Source organism: Nonomuraea insulae (assembly GCF_042656245.1).
On the sequence record NZ_JBHSPA010000038.1, the window covers coordinates 56162 to 77613 of the forward strand.

Below are 21452 nucleotides of genomic sequence, written 5' to 3' on the forward strand. Positions count from 1 at the left end.
AGCGCGAGTTCAACTCCGCGCTGATCATCATCACTCACGACCTCGGCGTGGTGGCCGAGCTGTCCGACGACATCCTCGTCATGTACGCCGGCAAGTGCATCGAGTACGGCACCGCCGACGACATCTTCGCCCGTCCCGAGCACCCCTACACGTGGGGTCTACTGGGATCGATGCCCCGCCTCGACCGGGAGCGCACCGAACGGCTCCTGCCGATCAAGGGCTCACCGCCGTCCCTGATCAACGTGCCGTCCGGCTGCGCCTTCCACCCCCGCTGCCCCTACGCCGGGCACACGGCCGGCAAGGCGGAGAACGAGGTGCCGGCCCTGGCCGAGACCGAGGGCGGCCACCTGGTGCGCTGCCATCTGAGCAGGACCGAGCGGCAGAGCCTGTGGGACAACGAGATCAAGCCCGTGCTGGAGACGCAGTGACCGACAACGAGCCGCTTCTGTCCGTCCAGGACATGGAGAAGCACTTCCCCGTGACCAAAGGCCTGCTCAAGCACCAGGTCGGCGCCGTCAAGGCGGTCGACGGGATCAGCTTCGAGGTGTTCAAGGGCGAGACGCTCGGCCTGGTGGGGGAGTCCGGCTGCGGCAAGTCCACCACGGGACGGCTGGTGACCAGGCTGCTGGAGCCCACCGCCGGCAAGGTCCTCTTCGAGGGCCAGGACATCACGCACATGAGCCAGGGCCGGCTCCGGCCGCTCCGGCGCGACATGCAGATGATCTTCCAGGACCCGTACTCGTCGCTCAACCCGCGCCACACCGTCGGCGCCATCGTCGGCGCGCCCTTCCGCATCCAGGGCGTCAAGACCGAGCACGGCGTCAAGAAGGACGTCCAGGACATCCTGGAGCTGGTCGGGCTCAACCCCGAGCACTACAACCGCTACCCGCACGAGTTCTCCGGCGGGCAGCGGCAGCGCATCGGCATCGCCCGCACGCTCGCGCTCAAGCCCAAGCTGATCATCGCCGACGAGCCGGTCTCCGCGCTCGACGTGTCCATCCAGGCCCAGGTCGTCAACCTGCTCGAAGACCTGCAGAACGAGCTGGACCTGACCTACGTCGTGATCGCCCACGACCTGTCGGTGGTGCGGCACATCAGCGACCGGGTCGCCGTCATGTACCTCGGCAAGATCGTCGAGGTCGCGGACCGCAAGCGGCTGTACAGCTCGCCCATGCACCCGTACACCAACGCCCTGCTCTCGGCCGTGCCCGTGCCCGACCCGAAGATCCGCAGGGACCGCGACCGCATCCGGCTGACCGGTGACGTGCCCAGCCCGCTCAACCCGCCGCCCGCCTGCCGCTTCCACACCCGCTGCTGGAAGGCGCAGGACATCTGCAAGCAGGTCGAGCCGCCGCTGGAGGAGCTGGCCAGCGGGCACCGGGTGGCCTGCCACTTCCCGGAGAACGCCCCCGAGGCGTCTGCGGCGCCCGCAACGGCCGGGTGAACCCCGCGCCGGGCGCCTGTCAGGAGATGGCGCCCGGCGTGATCAGCCCCGTCTCGTACGCCAGCACCACGGCCTGCACCCGATCGCGCAACCCCAGCTTCGTCAGCACGTTGCCCACGTGCGTCTTCACCGTCGTCTCGCTCACCACCAGCTTGGCCGCGATCTCCGCGTTCGACATGCCCTTGGCGATCAGCCGCAGCACCTCCAGCTCCCGCTCGGTCAGCCGGTCGAGCCGCGCGGGGGTCGCCTGCTCGTAAGCCGACGGCAGCCGCGTCGCGAACCTGTCCAGCAGCCGCCGCGTCACGCTCGGCGCCACGATCGCGTCCCCGGCCGCCACCACCCGGATCGCCTGCACCAGCTCATCCGGCGGCACGTCCTTCAGCAGGAACCCCGACGCGCCCGAACGCAGCGCCTCCACGATGTACTCGTCCAGGTCGAACGTCGTCAGCACCAGCACCTTCGGCACGTGCGCCGCGGGGGCCGCCTCCCGCACGATCCTGCGGGTCGCCTCGATGCCGTCGACCCCGGGCATCCGGATGTCCATCAGCACCACGTCGGGCAGCAGCGCCCTGGTCTGCTCCTGCGCGCCCTTGCCGTCACCGGCCTGGCCCACCACCGTGATGTCGGGCTCGGCCTCGAGGATCAGGCGGAATCCGGTACGCAGCAGCGGCTGATCGTCCACCAGCAGCACTCTGATCGTCATTGGCCGTCCTTCAAGGGGAACCTCGCCCGCACTTCGAAACCGCCCCCAGCTAGCGGACCGATGTTCAGGATTCCACCATAGAGGGCCACCCGTTCGCGAATGCCCACCAAACCATGGCCCGACAGCCCCTCGCCACTCGGCCCCGTGCCGTCGTCCTCCACCCGCACGTCCAGCTCGCCCGGATCACGGCGGACGATCACCACCGCCTTCGCCCCGGCCCCCGCGTGCCGCAGGCTGTTGGTCAGCCCCTCCTGGACCAGCCGGTAGGCCGCCAGGTCCACCCCCGCGGGCAGCGCCCCCGGCTCGCCCTCCACCTCCAGCCGCGTGGCCAGCCCCGCCTCCCGCATCTGCTCCACCAGCGCGGGCAGATCCCGCACACCCGGCTGCGGCCCCAGCTCGGCCCGCGCGTCGGTGCGCAGCACACCCACGATGTTGCGCATCTCCGTCATCGCCAGCCGGCCCGTGTGCTCGATCGCCGACAGCGCCTCGCGCGCCAGGTCCGGATCGGAGGCCAGCACCCGCCGCGCCGCCGAAGCCTGCACGGTCATCACGCTGACGTGGTGGGCGACGACGTCGTGCAGCTCGCGCGCGATCCTCGACCGCTCCTCTGCCCGCGCGGCCCGCGTGTCCGACGCGTGCGCCCGCTCCAGCCGCGCCGCCCTGTCCTTCAGCTCCTCCAGGTACGCCCTGCGCAACCGCAGGCTCCGCCCGCCTCCCCAGACCGCCACCAGCACCACGGTCACCACGACGTACTCGTTCCAGCTCGCCGCCCGCACCGGCCCCGCGACGGCCGCCGTCACGTATGTCAGCAACGACAACACCAGCGCGCCCAGCGCGACCGCCAGCCCCCGGTAGGAGGCCACCGAATACAGCAGCACCATGCCGGACAGGCTCGACAGGCCGGTCCCGTAACCGAGCAGGGTGAGCAACGTCTCCGGCACCAGCCCCGCGCACAGCGCCGCCAGCGGCCAGCGCCGCCGCATCGCCACCGGCGCGCACGCCGCCACGACCAGCAGAGCGCCGAACGGGTCGGGCTCGCGCATCCCGCCGGCGGGCAACCCGCCGGCCTGCAGGCGATCGGGCCCGTAGAGCGTGAACAGCGCCACGGAGGCCGCGGCCACCACCCCGGCCAGCACCGCGTCGTGGAGCCTGCTCCGATCTATCCGCACCGCTTCACTGTAAGACCAGGTGAGAGCCCACAACCTCCTCCCTCGGGAGGATAAGCACCCATCTGGTCCGGTGGCGGGCTCCCGGACGGCCAGGACCGTGTACGGGTCGTCAGGGCGGCAGGACCGCGTACGGGACGCCAGGACCGCGTACAGGACGCCAGGACGCCAGGATCGCGTGCGGTCGTCAGGGCGCCGGGCCGCGCGCGGGGTCAGAGCTCGTCGGTGGCCGCGCGTCTGCTGCTGCGCACGGTGTCGCCGGGCTGGCGGTCCGGCACCGGCGGTGGCGTGCCGCCGAACTCCGGGCACAGCGCCTGATGGTCGCACCAGTCGCACAGGCGGCTCCTGCGCGCCCGCCACTCGCCCGTCACCAGCGACCGCTCGATCGCCGCCCACAACGCCATCACCTTGCGCTCGGTGGCCAGCAGGTCGGCCTCGTCGGGCGCGTAGCGCAGCACCTCGCCCTGGCCGCCCAGATAGACCAGCTGCAACAGCCGCGGCACCTGGCCGCGCAGCCGCCACAGCACCAGCGCGTAGAACTTCATCTGGAACAGCGCCTTGGCCTCGAAGTCGGGCCCCGGCGCGCTGCCCGTCTTGTAGTCGACGACCCGCACCTCGCCGGTCGGCGCCACGTCGAGCCGGTCGACGTAGCCCCGCAACATCAGCCCCCCGTCGAGCACCGCCTCCACGTAGAGCTCCCGCTCGGCCGGCTCCAGCCGGGTCGGGTCCTCCAGCGTGAAGTAGCGCTCCAGCATGCCGCGCGCCTGCCCGAGCCACTCCTTCTGCTCGGCCTCGTCGGTGAACATGCCGGCGTATTGCGGATCGTCGTCGAGCAGCCGTTGCCACTGCGGATCCAGCAGCTCCAGCGCGGCCTCGACCGAGCGTCGCGGGGCGGGCAGGTCATACAGACGTTCCAGGACCGCGTGGACCACCGTGCCGCGCACCGCCGCCTGCGAGGGCTTCTCGGGGAGCTGGTCGAGCACCCGGAAGCGGTAGAGCAGGGGACATGTCATGAAATCGCCCGCCCGGGACGGGGAGAGAGCTCCGATGATCACCGGTTCGGTCAACGTCATGCACCGCACTCTAGGTCAAGACCCCGACAGAATAACGCCCGCGGAACGAGGATCACGTGATCTGGCGCGTAGCATCAAGGCAGCAACAGCACGTAATGGACGTACAAGGAGTGCGGTGAGCGAGCAGAGCCCGCGACAGGAGTTCTCCGGTCTTCGGATGGGCAGGCCCTTCGGCATTCCGGTCTACGTCTCCTGGACGTGGTTCATCGTGGCGGCCTTCATCACCATGATGTTCGGGCCGCGCGTGCGGCAGATGTTGCCGGAGCTCGACAGCGTGGTGGCGTACGCGGTGGCGTTCGTGTTCGCGGTCCTGCTGTACGTGTCGGTGCTGCTGCACGAGCTGGCGCACAGCGTGCTGGCGAAGTCGTACGGGCTGCCGGTCCGCAGGATCACCCTCTACCTCCTCGGCGGCGTGTCCGAGATCGAGAAGGAGCCGCCCACGCCGGGCAAGGAGTTCATGGTCGCCGCGGCCGGGCCGGCGCTCTCGCTCGGGTTGGCCGGGCTCGGGCTGGCCGCCGACGTCTACGTGATCAACGACGGCGGTGTGCCCGAGGTGCTCATCTGGCAGCTCTGGGTGGCCAACCTCATCGTCGGCGTCTTCAACCTGCTGCCGGGGCTGCCGCTCGACGGCGGCCGGATGTTGCGGGCCGGCGTGTGGAAGCTGACCAGCAACCCCGGCTCCGGCACCATCGTGGCCGCCTGGGGCGGGCGGGTGCTGGCCGTCTTCCTCGTCGTCACGCCGATCGTGATGACCCTGTCCGGCGGCGAGGAGCTGGACATCACCGACCTGGTGTGGCCGATGGTGCTGGCCTCGTTCATCTGGATCGGCGCCACCCAGTCGCTGCGCGTGGCCAAGATCCGAGCCAGGATCCCGCGGGTCAACGCGCGTGCCCTGGCGCGCAGGGCCATCCCGATCACGGCCGAGACGCCGCTGTCCGAGGCGCTGCGCCAGGCCACCGAGCAACGGGCGGGCGCCCTCGTCGTCGTCGACCACGACGGCAAGCCCCTCGCCATCGTCAACGAGACCGCCGTCCAGGCCACCCCCGAACACCGCCGCCCCTGGGTGAACGTCGGCTCCCTGGCCAAGTCCCTCGAGCCCACCATGGTGCTCGCGGCCGACCTGACGGGCGAGCCGCTCATCGAGGCCATGCGGGAGGCGCCGGGCAGCGAATACCTGCTCGTCGAGGACGGCGGCGAGATCTTCGGGGTGCTCGCCACGGCCGATGTGAACAGAGTTTTCACGGGCGTCTGATTTGTCCCACTCGTTTATGCGGCAGCCCATGGATAGGGTCGTGTCCAGCAGTTTCGGGCGGCCGGAGCCGACTCCGGCGATTTCTGCGATGCGACGACTGGCCGATAGTGTTCTGTTTGGCCAGACTTGCACAGTTAAGGGGTTTGCTGCGGTCACCGGTTCATCGAATCGAGACGAGGAGGCCGCGACACGGCCTCGTCGCCTGGGTATGCGTATGACTGGTGGCCAGCACGGCAGTGCGGGTGCCGTAATATCGCCGGCTTCCGGGGAGGAGAGTTGAGTGACCGAGCGCAGCGAGGGCACCAATGAGCGCAGCACGGTCGTCATGAGGGAGGACGCATGACCGACCAAGGCTTCGGGGTGGTGCGTCCGCTTCCCGGAAACGGGCTGGTCGCCTACGTGGGCGGGCTGCTGCTGGTGTGCGACGCCCACGAGTCCGCCGCCGACGACCTGCTCAACGCGCTGCGCGAGACGGCCGCGTCCGGCGGCGACGGCAGGGCCCTGGCCCGCCGCGCCGCTCAGGTGCTCGCGGCCAACATGGCGGGCGACCCGGCCACCTGCGCCGTCGCGGGCCCGGTCGGCGACGGCGTCGCCGTCCTGGTCAGCGGCTCGGCCGCGGCCACCATCGCCACCCAGGGCGGCGAGACCCGGCTGGCCGGCAACGACTCCCTGACCTGGGCCGACCGGCTCGTCACCGGCCCCGTCGACCGCGTCGAGCTCAGCCTGCCCGGCGCCGGCAGCCCGCACCACGCGGTCCGCCTCGACGGCGGCGTCGTGCACGGCGGCGGCCTCGTCGGCGACCTCACCGACCAGCCCGCCCCCTCCAGGCCCCTGACCAGCGAGATGCCCGCCACGGCCTTCCACCTCGAGGCCGACCTCATCCAGCCGCCGGTCCAGCAGCCGGTCCAGCAGCCCGTGGAGCGGCCCCCCTACCCGCTGGCCGACCAGCCGCCGATCGCTCCAGGTCCGCCCTCGGGTCCCCAGCCCGCGCCCTCGGTCATGGACCAGCCGCCGTCCTACCACACCCCGCCGGACCCGCCGTCCTACTTCCCGCCGCAGGAGCCCTCCTACCAGCCCGAGCCTCCCTACCAGCCCGAGCCCTCCTTCCAGCACGAGCAGCCCTACCAGCCCGCGCAGGAGCAGCCGCCCCCCCTGCCCGAGCAGCAGTTCCCCTCCTACGACGAGCCGCCGCCCTCCGGGAACGGCGCCGACCAGCAGGGCCCGCAGCACCTCGGTCCGCCCGACCACTTCGACCAGCCCGTGCTCGGCCCGCCTGACCACTTCGACCACCCGGGCCAGCAGCAGGAGCAACAGCAGCAGCAGCAGGACCCCAGCGACCGGCCGCTGGTCTACGGCGTCGACTGCAAGAACGACCACTTCAACGACCCCCGCGTCCCCTACTGCGCCGTCTGCGGCATCGCCCTCGTGCAGCGCACCCTCGTCCCCTACAAGGGCCCGCGCCCCTCGCTCGGCGTCCTCATCCTCGACGACGGGACCGCGCTGCCCCTGGAGAGCGACTACCTGCTGGGCCGCGACCCGGAGCGGGCGCCGGAGGTGGCCGGCGGCACCGCCAGGCCCGCCAAGGTGACCAGCCCGGACGGGTCGGTCTCCCGGCGGCATCTGCGGGTGGCGTTGGACGGGTGGGACGTCAACCTGGTGGACCTGGGATCGGTGAACGGGACCCAGATCCAGCCGCCCGGTGACCCTAACTTCTACGACATCCCGCCGAACGAACCCGTCACGATCGCGGCGGGGACCACGGTGCGGGTGGGGGTGTCCCGGACGCTTCGGTTCGAGGCGCATCGGGGGTAGACGCATTCTGGCGAACGCCCGCGTCCCTGAGATTTGTGGGGGTGTGGGCGTTCGTGGTGCTTGGGGGTGACGGCGTGGTGCAGTCATGGTCGGGCCCGCCATGTTGGCGCACACCATGTTGGCGCACACCATGTTCGCGCCCGCTATGTTCGCGCCCGTCACGGTGTGGGTGCCCGTCCCGGTGGTGCTGGTCACGCGGGGTGCTGGTCACGCGGGGTGCTGGTCACGCGGCGGGGCCGTTACGGGGTCGCGTCCATCACGGGGCCGCCGCGTTCCCGTGTGGAAGGGGCTGCGGGGTGCTGCCGGCCGGGCGGGGCGTCAGGAACTCCCTGGCGCCGCGGAGGCGTATCCCGGGGAGGCGTCGGCGCGTCGCCGTGCAGTCCAGCCGTACCTCCAGCGGGCCCGGGACCCCGGCGTCGGCGCGGCGTCCGGCAGGCAGACGGGTCTCGTCGAGGCCGTCGCGGCGGGCGATGAGCACACCGAGTTCGTACCGGGTCACCGCATCGGCCCCGGCCACGTGCTGGACGCCGGACAACCCCCTGGCGCCCACCTCCACCAGCGCCGCCGCCAGGTCGCCGACGTGAACGGGGCAGCGTACGTCATCCGTGAACAGCATGCCCGTCCCGGAGCCCGTCGCCAGCGAGCGGACCAGCGCCTCGTGCGGCGAGGCGCCATGGCCGACGATCAGCGAGGTCCTGGCGATCGCCGCCTCGGGTGAAATGGCCCGCACAGCCGTCTCGGCCGCCGCCTTGGCCGCGCCGTACGGGGTGATCGGGTCGGGTACGCACGTCTCGTCATACAGGGCTGAGGCTCCGGAGAAGACGACGTCGCTGGAGACGTGCACCAGCCGCCCGCCTCCCCGCTCGACCGCCAGCGCCACGTGCGCGGCGCCGTCCGCCGTGATCGCCCAGTCGGCCTGACGGTACGAGGCGTTGATCGTCACCTCCGGCCGGAACCCGCCCAGCACGGACGCCACGTCCTCCCGCGACCGCACGTCCAGGCGCAACCACTCCACCTCAGGGCATTCCTCGCCGGGCCGGGTCAGGTAGGTGGCACCCACGTCGTGACCGGCCGCCGCGCACAGACGTACGAGCTCGCCGCCCAGAAACCCGCTCCCACCCACGATGAGCACTTTCACGAACGGCCACGCTACCCTTCCGCGGGCTTCACACGGTCCGCCACCAGAACTCCTGCGCGGGGCTTCGTACGGTCCGCGACCGGAACCCTTCCGCGGGGCCTTGTATGGTCCGCCACCCTCGACTCCTGCGCGGGGCTTTGTATGGTCCGCCACCGGAACCGTTCCGCAGGGCTCATGCGGGCCGCCACCGGAGCGGGGCCCCGTTCCTCAGGGTCCTTGCCTGCGTCCTGACCTCGGTTCCGAACAATCTCAGCCCCACGGCGTCGAAGCCCGCCGCCACTTCCGCCAGCCCCGCCGCGTCGCCTCCCGCCAGGGCGTCGGCGTGCCGCGAGGCGAGGCGTACCCGGGGGCCGTCGTGGAGCGTCGTCAGCTCGTCCAGGCGGGGCAGCGCGCTGACGGGGGCGCCCAGTCGTACGGCGTCGTGCAACGCCACGGCCTCGAAGGACGTCGGCCCGCCCTCCCGGCACTCCTCCGCGTGGCCCAGGGCGAGCTCCACAGCCCGCGACCGTCCTCCCGCCGCCGCCTCCACCCACACCTCCGCCAGCGCTCTCCAGTGCCGCAGCGCGGTCCAGGAGACCGGTACGCGTGCCGCCCCCAGCGACGCCCGGGCGCCCGCCGCGTCCCCTCGCAGCGCCTGAACCATCGCGTACGCCGCCATCCGTTCCGCGGCTTCCAGCGGCGTCTCGTACCCGGCCGGGGTCCGCAGGATGAGCAGCGCCGCTCCCAGGTCGCCCGTGAGCATCGCGAGGCGTCCCCGGGCGAGGATCTGCTCGCTTCTGCCCGGCCAGCCGTGCCGCATGGAGGCGATCGCCCCGGTGATGATGTCGAGGTCACCGGAGAAATAGCCGCACAGGGCCCACGTCGTGTACAGCGACGTCCCCGGTCCTTCGCCTCGCAGCACGTCAACGGTGCGGGGCGGCGCGTCCGGATGGTGAGCGCGCAGCGTGGTCTGAACCACCGCGACCGCTTCGGTGGTGCGCCCGGCGTGGCACAGGGCCAGTGCCCGCGTCTTCGCCATGCCGTCCTGGCCCGGTAGGCGGTCGCTCAGGCTGAGGGCCTCCTCCGGCCGGGCCGCCTCGGCCAGCAGTTCCGCCCTCTTCAGGTCCAGGTCGCGCCGCCGCCCGGTGTTCCGCACCTCCTTGCGCGTGGTGGTCAGGAGGTCGAGGGCGTCGCCGAGCCGGTTCAGGCCCCAGGCCAGGTTCCGCGCCCTGGCCACGGCCAGCCGTACCCGCTCCGCCTCGTCGCCAGGCACACGAGAGTGCCCCTCGGCACGCAGGAGCACCTCGTGCGCCTGCCTCGGGTCTCCTGCCTCGCTCAGGGTGGCCGCCAGATCGATCGCCGCCTCCGTACCCCCGCCCGCCCGTAGTGCGGCCCTGGCGAGACGGACGGCCGCCTGATGATCGTGTACGGCTCCAGCCAGCTCGCAGGCCCCCAGCAACACCCCGGGATCGGCCTCCAGCCCGCCGGCCAGCCGCCACGCGGCGATCCTGGCCTCATCCTCACTCCGGCAAGCCCCGGCCTCGGCGACGAGCCTGGCGTACCGATCCCGCCGCCGCTCCACCGGGCATCGCGACCGTGCAGCCTCCCCGTACAGCGGATGCGCCGGCCTGGCGACGTACAGCGGGCGGGCCAGCGGGATGGTGTGCGGCGATGGCTCTGGCGGGATGGCGTGTGGTTCTGGCGGGATGGCGTGTGGCTCTTGTGGTGCGGTGTGGAGTGGTGGCTCTGGCGGGATGGCGTGTGGCTCTGGTGGTGCGGTGTGCGGTGGTGGCTCTGGCGGGGCGGAGCCCGATGGGTGGGTCGGCGGGGTGGAACCTGATGGGTGGGTCGGCGGGGTGGTGTACGGCGGTGGTGACGGCTGCGTGATGACTTCAGGTCCCTCGGCGGTCACCGTGATCACACCGTGCGACAGCGCCTCCTGTACGGCCGTGTCCGAGCACAGCGCCGCCAGCGTACGCACTCCGATCGGCTCCCCGAACGCCGCGTACTCCAGCACCTCCCCGACATCGGCTGGCAATGCCCCCACACGACGCTCCACGAGATCACCCGGCCCCCAGCCCGCCGCAGGGTCCTCCGCCAGCCGCCAGACCCCGTCCGTCTCCTGGAGCGCTCCAGAGGCGCGAGCGGCTTCCACCACCTCGCGCAGCCACAGCGCGTTCCCACCGGTGATCTCCGCCAGCCGGGCCACGGCCGCGTCCTCGACAGGACCGTTCAGCGCCGCGGCGAGCACGGCCGCCACATCGGCACCGCTGAACGGCTCCACCTCGAAACGCCTGAGCCACCCATCCCGCCACAATCCGACGATCGGACAGGGGCCGGCCTCGGAGCACCTGGCCGGGCAGCCGCCGACCACCTCGGAACACCCCGTTGGACAGTTACCGGCCTCCCCAGCACCCAGGGCCAGACCATCGTCGGCGCCCTCGAAGATCCCGGTCGGACCAGCGTGGGTTCCCTCAGTGCGCCCGGTCGGGCGAGTGCCGGTCATCCCCCCGGCCCCGATCAGACAAGGCCCGGCCATCCCTGTGGGCCCGGTCGAACAAGGGCCGGTCACCCCAGAGCGCCCGGTCGGATGGTCGCCGGTCACACAACCGGACCCGGCCGGCCGGGTGTCGGCCTCGTCCGGGCACACGGTCGCGACCAGGCGGATCCGTCCGGCGCGTACCAGGGCGGCCACCACCTCGGCGGAAGGGCGGTCGAGCAGGTGCGCGTCGTCCACCAGCAGGAGCCCGGCGGGGGAGTGCCGCAGCACCTGCTCGCCGTACCACTCCACCGTCCCGGCGGGGTGCGCCGTGTCAGCGGATCCGGCCCGCGCGACCTCACCGCCATGCTCCAGGGCGGACCGCGCCAGGCTGTCGCCACCTCCCCCGATCACGGTGGCGAGGGCCCCGCCCGGTACGTCCCGCAGCGCCCTGGCCGCCCTGATCGCAAGCCCACCCCCCAGCAGCCCAGCCATTCGCCCTGTCCGCGGCCCGGCCAGCCGCTCCGCCAGGGCGCTCTTGCCCACTCCCGGAGGCCCGGCGAGCAGCACGCCCTGGGCGGTCGGATCGCGCGAGAGGCGGAGCAGGTGCCCGAGTTCCTGCTCGCGCCCGGCGAACGGCCAGGTGGTGCCCATAAGCGGAGATTACGCCCTGGCTGGACGAAGGTGATCACTTATTTCCCGTGTTTATAGCCCATCAAGGCAGAAAAACGACAGAACCCGCCGGATCGCGCCCGAGCCAAGGAGTCAAGGAGTCAAGGCGGGCACGCCGTCGGGGTCCGGGGAGCGGGGATCGGCTGCGGGGGCGGGGATGTGGGCGCCGGGAAGGTGCGAAGCAAGTTGTATTCCACCTTCTCCGGAAATAACTGGAATATTGCGCTTAATCCCGTTAATGGTGAAGATCTTTCGGAAATAGCGGCCATGAAACGCGCCTCGCGCAACGAATCCCGTACCGAATCCGGCCCCGAACCGGACATCCCTTACCCGGCGATGCGGCCCGTCGCAAGGACGCGGGTCACGGCTGGGCCGGTCGGAAAGCCCGTACGCCCCGCAACAGGCGCACCGCCGCCTCCATCCCGCTCGCCGCCTCCAGCGCTCGCCCGGCCGCGGTGGCGAAGCGGCTCAGCAGATGCTCGTCCCCATCGCCGAACCCCCGCCCCGCGACCCACACGAACGTGTGATCCCGCGCCGCGACAGGTACGGGCGTGGCCAGGAACCCCGGCTCGCCCACCGAGGCGTCCCGCCTCACCCGTACCGTCACCGACGACACGGCCAGTTCCTTCAGCACGCCCGACTCGGCCAGCCACCGCCGCAGGCGCAGCGGGTCGCCGGGAGGCGCGTGCACATGGACGCAGCACGCCTCCTGGCGCAGCGCGTCCACGCGCACGAAGCCCGAGTAGGTGGTGCCCGCGACGGCGGCGGCGGTCCGCGCCAGGCGGTCGATCAGGTCCGGAGCCTCCAGGCAGGAGAAGGAGGCGATCAGTTCACGCACGGCGAGATCGACACGGTTGTATGGCATCGCTGTGACCCCTCGGAGCGGAGGGGGCGAGATCGCGCGGCCCGATCGCGCGAAACTCGCCTGCGGGTGCCCTGACTATCGCCCTCGACGCGGCCCTTGACTAGCCTCCAACAGGAAATCGGGATTTTTACCCATTCCGGCCATCCGTCCGGCCCCGCCGCAACACCGCCCCCGCCGCGCCTCGGACCCCGGACCCGTTCCGCCTACGACGGCCGCACCAGCGCCCAGTGCACGTCATCGGCCCGGGTGCCGTCCGGCTTCGGCAGCAACTGCCTGTGCACGCCCTCCCGGTGAAACCCGGCACGTTCCAGAACGGCGTGCGAGGCGGTGTTCCGTTCGTCGGTCCCGGCCACGATCCGGTGCAGGGCCGTGTGCGCGAAGGCCCAGTCCACCAGCAGCCGTACCGCCCGCGTCATGAACCCCCTGCCGCGGAAGCCGGGCACCAGCGAGTAGCCGATCATCGCCTGCCCCAGCGCGGGCGCGACCTGCATCATCTGCAGATGCCCCGCGAACGCCCCCGACACCGCGTCCCTGAGCGTCAGCTCCACCCGCTGCCCCGACATCCACCAGTAGCCGGTGTACCGGCAGCGCCGCTCATCGTCCTCCAGCGAGGTCGGCGGCCCCAGTGAGTACGCCGCCACACTCGGCTCGGCCATCATCCGATGGAAGTCCGCGGCGTCCCCGGGCGCCATCGGCACCAGCCGCACCACTCCGTCGCCCAGTTCCCCGCCCTCGAAGAGCGGCAGGTACGGCTCCGGGACCTCCACCTCCCCGGCCAATCGGGCAAACAGCACATAGTCAACAAAGCGCCCGTCCCGCAGCTGCTTGGCGTCCCGCCGCAGCCCCTCCTCGCGGAACCCCGCCTTGTACGCCACCCGCAGACTCGCCACGTTCTCCACCTCGGCCTGCAGCTCGACCCGGCGTACGCCATGATCGAACAGCCAGTCCGTCACCGCCCGGGCCGCCGTCGCCGCCACGTTCCTGCCCCTGGCCCACGGCGCCACCAGGTAGCCGACCGACGTCGCCCCCCACCGATCCGGCGGGCGCACCCCGATCGAGCCGGCGAACCGCCCGTTCTCCGTGATCGTGTACTCGGCCCCGCCGTCCTCCCACCTGGCCACCGCGTTCTTGACGTAGGCCAGCGCGTGCTCCAGCTCGTACGGCGACGGCAGCAGCGGCATGAACCTGGCCGTCACCGGATCGCCGCACATCCTCACAATCGGCCCGGCATCCGCCTCCACCGGGGGACGGAGGATCAGGGGACCGGTTGAGATCACGTCGCGCGGGAACATCCCCCATAGATATCGCGCGCCCGGACCGGCTCGAAAGCCCTATACCCTTGCGGCCATGGGTTTCCGCAGGCATGGGCCTTTCCAGGTGGGGGATCAGGTGCAGCTCACCGACCCCAAGAACAAGCGCCACACGATCACGCTCAAAGAGGACGGCGTCTTCCACACCCATAAGGGCGCCATCCCGCACAGCGAGCTGATCGGGCAGCCTGAAGGCTCCGTCGTGCGCGCCTCCAGCGGCACCCAATACCTGGCCTTCCGCCACCTGCTGCAGGACTACACGCTCGCCATGCCGCGCGGCGCCGCCGTGATCTACCCCAAGGACGCCTCGATGATCGTCGGCATGGCCGACATCTTCCCCGGCGCCCGCGTCATCGAGGCCGGGGTCGGCTCGGGCGCCCTGACCTGCTTCCTGCTGCGCGCCGTCGGCCCCGAGGGCCACGTCACCTCCTACGAGCGGCGCCAGGAGTTCGCCGACGTGGCGCGCAAGAACGTCGAGAAGTTCTACGGCGACCCCATGGACGACAACTGGCGCCTGGTCGTCGGCGACCTGGTGGCCTCCATCGACGAGGTCGACGTCGACCGCGTCATCCTCGACATGCTCGCCCCCTGGGAGTGCGTCGACGCCGCCGCCAAGGCTCTCACGCCAGGCGGTGTGATCTGCTGTTACGTGGCCACGACCACGCAGATGTCCAAGACAGTGGAAGCGATTCGCGATCACGGGTGTTTCACCGAGCCGCAGGCGTGGGAGACCCTGGTTCGCGACTGGCACGTCGAAGGGCTCGCGGTAAGACCCGATCATCGGATGATCGGCCACACCGGATTCCTCGTCGCCGCCCGCCGCATGGCCGACGGCGTGACCCCGCCGCCGCGCCGTCGACGACCGAAGGGGACCACCGAGGAACTATGACAATTTGGCCACGAGGGTGCGTTCGTGCGTGACACGGGAACAGATCGCCGTGTTCATATGCTGGGAGTATTAAACGCACTATTGGGGATTATTCAACGAATACTGAATGTCACTCGACGAACACTGCCCGGCCAGGTTACGGAGGGGCCCGAGATAGGTAAGGTCCTTAGTAGTCGCCCTCGACTGGGAAGGAGGTGACGGGGCGTGGCAGCTCGCGATGATGCTGAGGCTCGAGCCGCGCAGCGCGAACGGGAGGTCGCTGATCTTTCAACACAGGTCTCCTTCCTCCAGGAGGAGATCACAGCGCTGAGGCGGAAACTGGCCGAGTCACCCCGTCAGGCCAGGGTCCTCGAAGAGCGTCTTCATGAGGCACAGGCGAATCTCGCGGCCGTGACAGGCCAGAACGAGCGCCTGGTGGCAACCCTCAAGGAGGCCAGGGACCAGATCGTAGCCCTCAAGGAGGAGGTCGACCGGCTGGCGCAGCCGCCATCCGGTTTCGGCACCTTCCTCGAGGCCAGAGAAGACGGCACGATCGAAGTGTTCACCGGAGGCCGCAAGCTCCGGGTGAACGTCAGCCCCGCCGTCGACGTCGACTCGCTGAGCCGTGGCCAGGAGGTCATGCTCAACGAGGCGCTCAACGTGGTCGAAGCCCTCGGCTACGAAGAAGTCGGCGAGATCGTGATGCTCAAGGAACTGCTCGACGAGGGCAAGCGGGCCCTGGTCATCTCGCACGCCGACGAGGAACGCGTCGTGCGACTGGCCGAGTCGCTGGTCGGCCAGCCCATCAGGGCCGGCGACTCGCTCCTGCTCGAACCTCGCTCCGGCTACGTCTACGAGCGCATACCCAAGTCCGAAGTCGAAGAACTCGTGCTCGAAGAGGTCCCCGACATCTCCTACGAGGAGATCGGCGGCCTCATGCGGCAGATCGAGCAGATCAGGGACGCCATCGAGCTGCCCTACCTGCACGCCGACCTGTTCCGCGAGCACAAGCTCCGTCCCCCGAAGGGCGTGCTGCTCTACGGCCCGCCCGGATGCGGCAAGACGCTCATCGCCAAGGCCGTCGCCAACTCCCTGGCCAAGCAGGTCGCGGAGAAGACCGGCCAGTCCGGCAAGAGCTTCTTCCTCAACATCAAGGGCCCGGAGCTGCTCAACAAGTACGTCGGCGAGACCGAGCGGCACATCCGCCTGGTCTTCCAGCGAGCCCGCGAGAAGGCCTCAGAGGGCACCCCGGTGATCGTGTTCTTCGACGAGATGGACTCGATCTTCCGCACCCGAGGCTCCGGCGTGTCCTCCGACGTGGAGAACACCATCGTCCCTCAGCTGCTGTCGGAGATCGACGGCGTCGAGGGCCTGGAGAATGTCATTGTCATCGGCGCCTCCAACCGCGAGGACATGATCGACCCGGCGATCCTGCGGCCCGGCCGCCTGGACGTCAAGATCAAGATCGAGCGGCCGGACGCCGAGGCGGCCAAGGACATCTTCTCGAAATACCTGGTCTCCGAGCTGCCCCTGCACCCCGATGACCTGGCGGAGCACACCGACTCCCGCGAGGCCACCATCCAGGGGATGATCCAGAGCGTCGTCGAGCGCATGTACACCGAGAGCGAAGAGAACCGCTTCCTCGAAGTGACCTACGCCAACGGCGACAAGGAAGTCCTCTACTTCAAGGACTTCAACTCCGGCGCGATGATCCAGAACATCGTCGACCGGGGCAAGAAGATGGCCATCAAGCAGTTCCTCGAAAGCGGCCAGAAGGGCCTGCGGGTGCAGCACCTGCTCACGGCCTGCGTGGACGAGTTCTCCGAGAACGAGGACCTGCCCAACACCACCAACCCCGACGACTGGGCCCGCATCTCCGGCAAGAAGGGCGAGCGGATCGTCTACATCCGCACGCTCGTCTCCGGCAAGCAGGGCACCGAAGCCGGCCGGTCCATCGACACCGTCGCCAACACCGGCCAGTACCTGTAGAAAACCTCTGGGACGGCAGGGCCACGCGGCATCGACCGCGCGGCCCTGCCGCCTTTCCGGGCCGCCTTCCGGGCCGCCTTTCCGGGCCCGCGGTACGTCACGGGCGGCGGCCGGAGGGCTGGGCGGTTGCGGGGGGTGTCCGGTTGCTCCGGACAGGTCGGGAAGCTCCCCGGGGGGACGCGCGGCGACACGGCGGATACGCATGCGCGTCACCCCGATGAGGCGCACACTGGCCCTGTGACCACGCTCAAACGAGTGGACGTGCACGTCGAAGGCATCGTCCAGGGGGTCGGCTTCCGACCCTTCGTCTACTCGCTCGCCAACCGGCTGGGTCTGACAGGGAGGGTGCACAACGACGCCAACGGCGTACACATCGAGGTCGAAGGAGCGCACACCGGAGTCGCGGAGTTCCTGACGGCCCTCGAACGCGACGCGCCCGCCCTGTCCGAGATCGAGCGGGTCACCGTCGTCAGCGGCGAGCCCGCCGGGCACAGCGAGTTCACCATCGCCGCCAGCGACCCCTCGGGAACGCGCCACGCCCTCGTCTCGGCCGACTCCGCCACCTGCGACGCGTGCCTGCGCGAACTGGCCGACCCCGCCGACCGCCGCCACCGGTACCCGTTCATCAACTGCACGGAATGCGGGCCACGCTTCACGATCGTCCGCGGAGTCCCGTACGACCGGCTGCTGACCACCATGGCCGGGTTCGGCATGTGCGACGACTGCGCCCGCGAATACCACGACCCCGGCGACCGCCGCTTCCACGCCCAGCCCACCTGCTGCCCCGCCTGCGGCCCCCGGCTGCGGCTGCGCGACGCGCGCGGCACCGAGTTGTGCGGCGACCCCATCTCCTGCGCCGTCACGCTGCTGCGCGCCGGCCGCGTCGTCGCCGTCAAAGGGCTCGGCGGCTTCCACCTGGCCGTCGCCGCCGCCGACGAGCGGGCCGCCGCGACGCTGCGCGCCCGCAAGCACCGCGAGGACAAACCGTTCGCCGTCATGGCCGCCGACCTGGCCCAGGCCCGCCGGCTGTGCGAGATCGACGACGCCGCGGCCGCGCTGCTCACCGGCCGCGCCCGGCCCATCGTGCTGCTGCCCCGCCGCGCCGGCGCCCCCGTGGCCACATCCGTGGCGCTCGGCAACCGCAGCCTCGGGCTGATGCTGCCGTACACGGCCCTGCATCACCTGCTGCTGGCAGAACTCGCCGAACCCCTCGTCCTGACCAGCGGGAACGTCTCCGACGAGCCCATCGCGTACGAGGACGCCGACGCGCTCACCCGTCTCGGCGGCATCGCCGACGCCTTCCTCATCCACGACCGCGCCATCCACACCCGCGCCGACGACTCCGTCGTGCGGCGCATGTCCGGCGAGGTCACCGTGCTGCGCCGGGCCCGCGGGTACGCCCCCGAGCCCCTCGTCCTGCGCAGACCCGCCCCCAGACCCGTGCTCGCCTGCGGCGCCGACCTGAGAAGCACCTTCTGCCTGGCGCAGGGCAGGCGCGCGTTCGTCTCCCAGCACCTCGGCGACCTGGACAAGCACGACACGCTGAGGTCCTTCGTCGAGGGCATCGACCACTACTGCGGCCTGTTCGGCATCCGCCCCGAGATCGTCGCCCACGACCTGCGCCCCGGCTACCTGTCCACCAGGCACGCCCTGGAGATCCAAGGCGTCGAACACGTCGGCGTCCAGCACCACCACGCCCACATCGCCTCCTGCCTGGCCGACAACGGCGAATCGGGCCCCGTGATCGGCGTCGCCTTCGACGGGCTCGGGCACGGCACGGACGGCACCCTCTGGGGCGGGGAGTTCCTGCGCGCCGACCTGACCGGCTTCGAACGCCTCGGCCACCTCGCCTGCGTCCCCATGCCCGGCGGCCCCGCCGCGATCAGGCAGCCCTGGCGCATGGCCGCCGCCTACCTGCGCGACGACCACCCCGACCTGGACGTGGCCAGACGCCACGCCGACCACTGGGCCGACGTCGCCGCCGCACCCGGCTCGCCTCTCACCTCCAGCGCCGGGCGCCTGTTCGACGCCGTCTCGGCGCTGCTCGGGGTGCGCGACACGATCACGTACGAGGGGCAGGCCGCCATCGAGCTCGAACAACGCGCCGACCCCGCGGAAACCGGCGTCTACCCCGCCGCCGTCACCGGCCCGGGCCCGCTGCTCGTCCAAGGCGGCGACCTCGTCCGAGCCGTCGCCGAGGACCTGGCCGCAGGAACCGACCCCGGCGTCATCGCCGGCCGCTTCCACAACGGCGTCGCCGCCGCCATCACCCGCGCCTGCGTCACCCTCAGGCAGGCCACCGGCCTGACCGCCGTGGCCCTGTCCGGCGGGGTCTTCCAGAACGTCCTGCTGCTCGAACGCACCGTCGAACGGCTGCGGGCGGCCGGGTTCCGGGTGCTCAGGCACGTACGGGTGCCGCCCAACGACGGCGGCATCAGCCTCGGCCAGGCCGCCGTCGCCGCCGCCCGCTCCTAGCGGCAGGGCTCCAGGGGGAGCGGCAGGCCCGCGCCTAGCATGGCGATCATGGAGTACCTCAACCCGGCCCGCGCCCCGTACACCGCGCACGACCGCGCGCTCATCGGGATCGAGCACGCCCGCCAGGCCCGCGCCCACTTCGCCCGGCACCCGGCCTACCGGCCCACGCCCGTGCACACCATCCCCGGGCTGGCCGGGACCCTGGCCGCGTACGTCAAGGACGAGAGCGGCCGCATGGGGCTGGGCAGCTTCAAGGCGCTCGGCGGCGCGTACGCCGTGCACCTGCTCGCCGGGCGCGACCCCGGCGGCCCGCCGTTCGTCTGCGCCAGCGCCGGCAACCACGGCATCTCCGTCGCCTCCGGAGCGGCCGACGCGGGCGTGGCCTGCGTCGTGTACCTCGGCGAGGACGTCCCCGAGGCGTTCGCCCGGCGGCTGCGCGCCCTCGGCGCCGAGGTGCGGCGCAGCGCCGGCGACTACGACGCCAGCATGGCGGCCGCCCTGCGGGCCGCTCAGGAGCACGGGTGGCGGCTCGTGGCCGACAGCTCATGGGAGGGCTACACCGGCGTCCCTCTGGACGTCATGCGCGGCTACAGCGTCCTGTTCGACGAAATCGCGGACGCGGGCACGGCGTTCACGCACGTGTTCGTCCAGGCGGGCGTGGGCGGGCTGGCCGCCGCCGCTGCCGGGTACGCACGGGACCGGTGGGGCGAACAGCCCAAGATCGTCGTCGTTGAGCCGGAAGGCTCGCCCTGCCTCATCGAGAGCGCCCGCGCCGGCCGGCCCGTCCACGTCCGGGGCGGCCACACCACCCTCGGCCGGCTCGACTGCCGCGAACCCTCGCTGCTCGCCCACGGCCTCCTGCACCACCTCGCCGACCTCTACCTGACCATCACCGACGGCCAGGCGGCCGAGGCGGCACGCCTGCTCGCGGGCCACGGCGTCGCCCTGTCCGACTGCGGCGCCGCCGGCGCCGCGGGACTGCTCGCCCTCACCCCCACCGGCCGCGCCGCGCTCGGCCTCGACGACGCCTCACGCGTGTTGCTCGTGGGAACAGAGGGACCAGTGGAACCGGCGTGATCAAATGTACGTCTAAGGGGCGTGCATCAACCCAACCGGCCCAGGCACGCTCGGGGAGACGGCCGGTTGGCCGAACTCGACCTGCTGCGCTTTCTCGCCGCACTGGCCGTCGTCTCCTTCCACTACCTGGTCGCGTACGCCTCCGTCTGGGGAGACAGGCCCGCCGAGTTGTTCCCGGCCCTGGCGCCCATCGCCGGGCTCGGCATCCTCGGCGTCGAGTTGTTCTTCATCATCAGCGGATTCGTCATCCTGATGTCCGTCTGGGGACGCGGCCTCGGCGCCTTCGCCCGATCCCGGCTGGTCCGCCTCTACCCCGCGTACTGGCTCAGCCTCGCCGCGATCGCCGCCCTCTACGGCCTCACCGGCGCCAAGCCGCTCGACCCAAAACTTTCACCAGGTGAATACCTGCTGAACGCCACCATGTTCCAGCGGCTGTTCAAGATCACAGATGCCAGCGGCGTCTACTGGTCCCTCTGGGCGGAACTCCGCTTCTACCTCCTCATGGCCATCCTCGTGATCATCGGGGTCACGTACCGGCGCGTCCTGGTCTTCGCCGGCGTCTGGCTGGCCGCCGTGATCGGCGCCGGACTACTCGGCAACGCCACCGTCGACGAGATCGTCATGCCCGACTACGCCCCCTACTTCATCGCCGGCATGTCCCTCTATCTCATACACAAGCACGGAAACGCCTGGCTGCCCTGGCTCTACGTCGCCGCCGGCTACGGCCTGTCCATCGGCTCCGCGCTCGACCGCGTACACCGGCGCATCGACCTCGCCGGGTTCAAGAACATGCCCGTCACCGACACCGGCGTGATCATCGCCATCACCCTGATCTACGTCGTGACCGCCCTCGTCGCCCTCGGCCTGCTCCGCCTCAAACCCTCCAAGGCGCTCACCGCTCTCGGGGGCACCACATACCCGCTTTACCTGTTCCATAGCACCGTCGCGGTGGCCCTCATCCCGCTGCTCACCGGCGACCTGCCCCCGTGGGCCGTCGTCACGATCACGGCACTGACCGCGATTCTCGTGTCGTATATCGTCTACTCCTTTGCCGAACGCCCCATCCAGCGGCTACTCAAGCCCCGCAGACCCACACAAACCCCACCAGCTCCCGCCGTACAGGTTGAAAAGACGTCGGTGCCATAACTCT

General features: G+C 71.0%; 16 protein-coding genes. 9 read left to right on the forward strand and 7 right to left on the reverse strand.

Annotated elements, in window-relative coordinates; genetic code table 11:
- A partial coding sequence (locus ACFPZ3_RS32245) for an oligopeptide/dipeptide ABC transporter ATP-binding protein (protein WP_379518065.1) occupies nt 1-428 on the forward strand: 428 nt, incomplete at its 5' end.
- 32 nt (nt 429-460) lie between these two features.
- Nucleotides 461-1444, forward strand: coding sequence for an ABC transporter ATP-binding protein (locus ACFPZ3_RS32250; RefSeq protein WP_379518127.1), 984 nt, complete (start codon nt 461-463; stop codon nt 1442-1444).
- 19 nt (nt 1445-1463) lie between these two features.
- Here ACFPZ3_RS32250 and ACFPZ3_RS32255 read toward each other — a convergent pair whose 3' ends face one another.
- The 3 genes from ACFPZ3_RS32255 to ACFPZ3_RS32265 all read right to left on the reverse strand — a co-directional run bounded on the left by ACFPZ3_RS32255 (nt 1464) and on the right by ACFPZ3_RS32265 (nt 4386).
- The gene (locus ACFPZ3_RS32255; protein WP_379518066.1) at nt 1464-2147 is read right to left on the reverse strand and encodes a response regulator; all 684 of its coding nucleotides are present in this window, start codon (nt 2145-2147) and stop codon (nt 1464-1466) included.
- Nucleotides 2144-3316 carry a sensor histidine kinase gene (locus ACFPZ3_RS32260; RefSeq protein WP_379518067.1) on the reverse strand — a complete coding sequence of 391 codons (1173 nt, stop codon included), beginning with the start codon at nt 3314-3316 and terminating at the stop codon, nt 2144-2146. The genes ACFPZ3_RS32255 and ACFPZ3_RS32260 overlap by 4 nt, the downstream gene beginning before the upstream one ends.
- Nucleotides 3317-3525: 209 nt before the next feature.
- Nucleotides 3526-4386, reverse strand: a complete 861-nt coding sequence (locus ACFPZ3_RS32265) for a RecB family exonuclease (protein ID WP_379518068.1) — start codon at nt 4384-4386, stop codon at nt 3526-3528.
- A 115-nt stretch (nt 4387-4501) separates the two neighbouring features.
- Here ACFPZ3_RS32265 and ACFPZ3_RS32270 point away from each other — a divergent pair, with 115 nt between their 5' ends.
- Both ACFPZ3_RS32270 and ACFPZ3_RS32275 read left to right on the forward strand, forming a co-directional pair.
- Entirely contained in the window at nt 4502-5638 is a 1137-nt protein-coding gene (locus tag ACFPZ3_RS32270; RefSeq protein WP_379518069.1) for a site-2 protease family protein, read from the forward strand.
- Between the two features lie 339 nt (nt 5639-5977).
- Nucleotides 5978-7450, forward strand: a complete 1473-nt coding sequence (locus ACFPZ3_RS32275) for an FHA domain-containing protein (protein ID WP_379518070.1) — start codon at nt 5978-5980, stop codon at nt 7448-7450.
- Between the two features lie 256 nt (nt 7451-7706).
- On the opposite strand, the gene ACFPZ3_RS32280 is transcribed toward ACFPZ3_RS32275, so the two are convergent.
- The 4 genes from ACFPZ3_RS32280 to ACFPZ3_RS32295 form a co-directional block, all read right to left on the reverse strand.
- Complete coding sequence (locus tag ACFPZ3_RS32280) at nt 7707-8588, reverse strand: SDR family oxidoreductase (protein ID WP_379518071.1); 882 nt, start codon at nt 8586-8588, stop codon at nt 7707-7709.
- Nucleotides 8589-8760: 172 nt separating this feature from the next.
- On the reverse strand, nt 8761-11700 hold the full coding sequence (locus tag ACFPZ3_RS32285) for an AAA family ATPase (protein ID WP_379518072.1): 2940 nt from the start codon (nt 11698-11700) through the stop codon (nt 8761-8763).
- Between the two features lie 379 nt (nt 11701-12079).
- On the reverse strand, nt 12080-12583 hold the full coding sequence (locus tag ACFPZ3_RS32290) for a hypothetical protein (RefSeq protein WP_379518073.1): 504 nt from the start codon (nt 12581-12583) through the stop codon (nt 12080-12082).
- 203 nt (nt 12584-12786) lie between these two features.
- Nucleotides 12787-13875 (reverse strand): GNAT family N-acetyltransferase, encoded by a 1089-nt coding sequence (locus ACFPZ3_RS32295; protein WP_379518074.1) that lies wholly within the window; start codon nt 13873-13875, stop codon nt 12787-12789.
- Between the two features lie 55 nt (nt 13876-13930).
- On the opposite strand from ACFPZ3_RS32295, the gene ACFPZ3_RS32300 reads away from it, so the two are divergent.
- The 5 genes from ACFPZ3_RS32300 to ACFPZ3_RS32320 all read left to right on the forward strand — a co-directional run bounded on the left by ACFPZ3_RS32300 (nt 13931) and on the right by ACFPZ3_RS32320 (nt 21448).
- The gene (locus ACFPZ3_RS32300) at nt 13931-14782 is read left to right on the forward strand and encodes a tRNA (adenine-N1)-methyltransferase (protein ID WP_379518075.1); all 852 of its coding nucleotides are present in this window, start codon (nt 13931-13933) and stop codon (nt 14780-14782) included.
- Nucleotides 14783-14986: 204 nt separating this feature from the next.
- On the forward strand, nt 14987-16750 hold the full coding sequence (gene arc, locus ACFPZ3_RS32305) for a proteasome ATPase (protein ID WP_379518076.1): 1764 nt from the start codon (nt 14987-14989) through the stop codon (nt 16748-16750).
- A 237-nt stretch (nt 16751-16987) separates the two neighbouring features.
- A complete protein-coding gene (hypF, locus tag ACFPZ3_RS32310) occupies nt 16988-19225 on the forward strand; it encodes a carbamoyltransferase HypF (RefSeq protein ID WP_379518077.1) in 2238 nt (745 codons plus the stop codon).
- A 48-nt stretch (nt 19226-19273) separates the two neighbouring features.
- On the forward strand, nt 19274-20302 hold the full coding sequence (locus tag ACFPZ3_RS32315) for a pyridoxal-phosphate dependent enzyme (RefSeq protein ID WP_379518078.1): 1029 nt from the start codon (nt 19274-19276) through the stop codon (nt 20300-20302).
- 66 nt (nt 20303-20368) lie between these two features.
- Entirely contained in the window at nt 20369-21448 is a 1080-nt protein-coding gene (locus ACFPZ3_RS32320; protein ID WP_379518079.1) for an acyltransferase family protein, read from the forward strand.
- Nucleotides 21449-21452 lie beyond the last annotated feature (4 nt).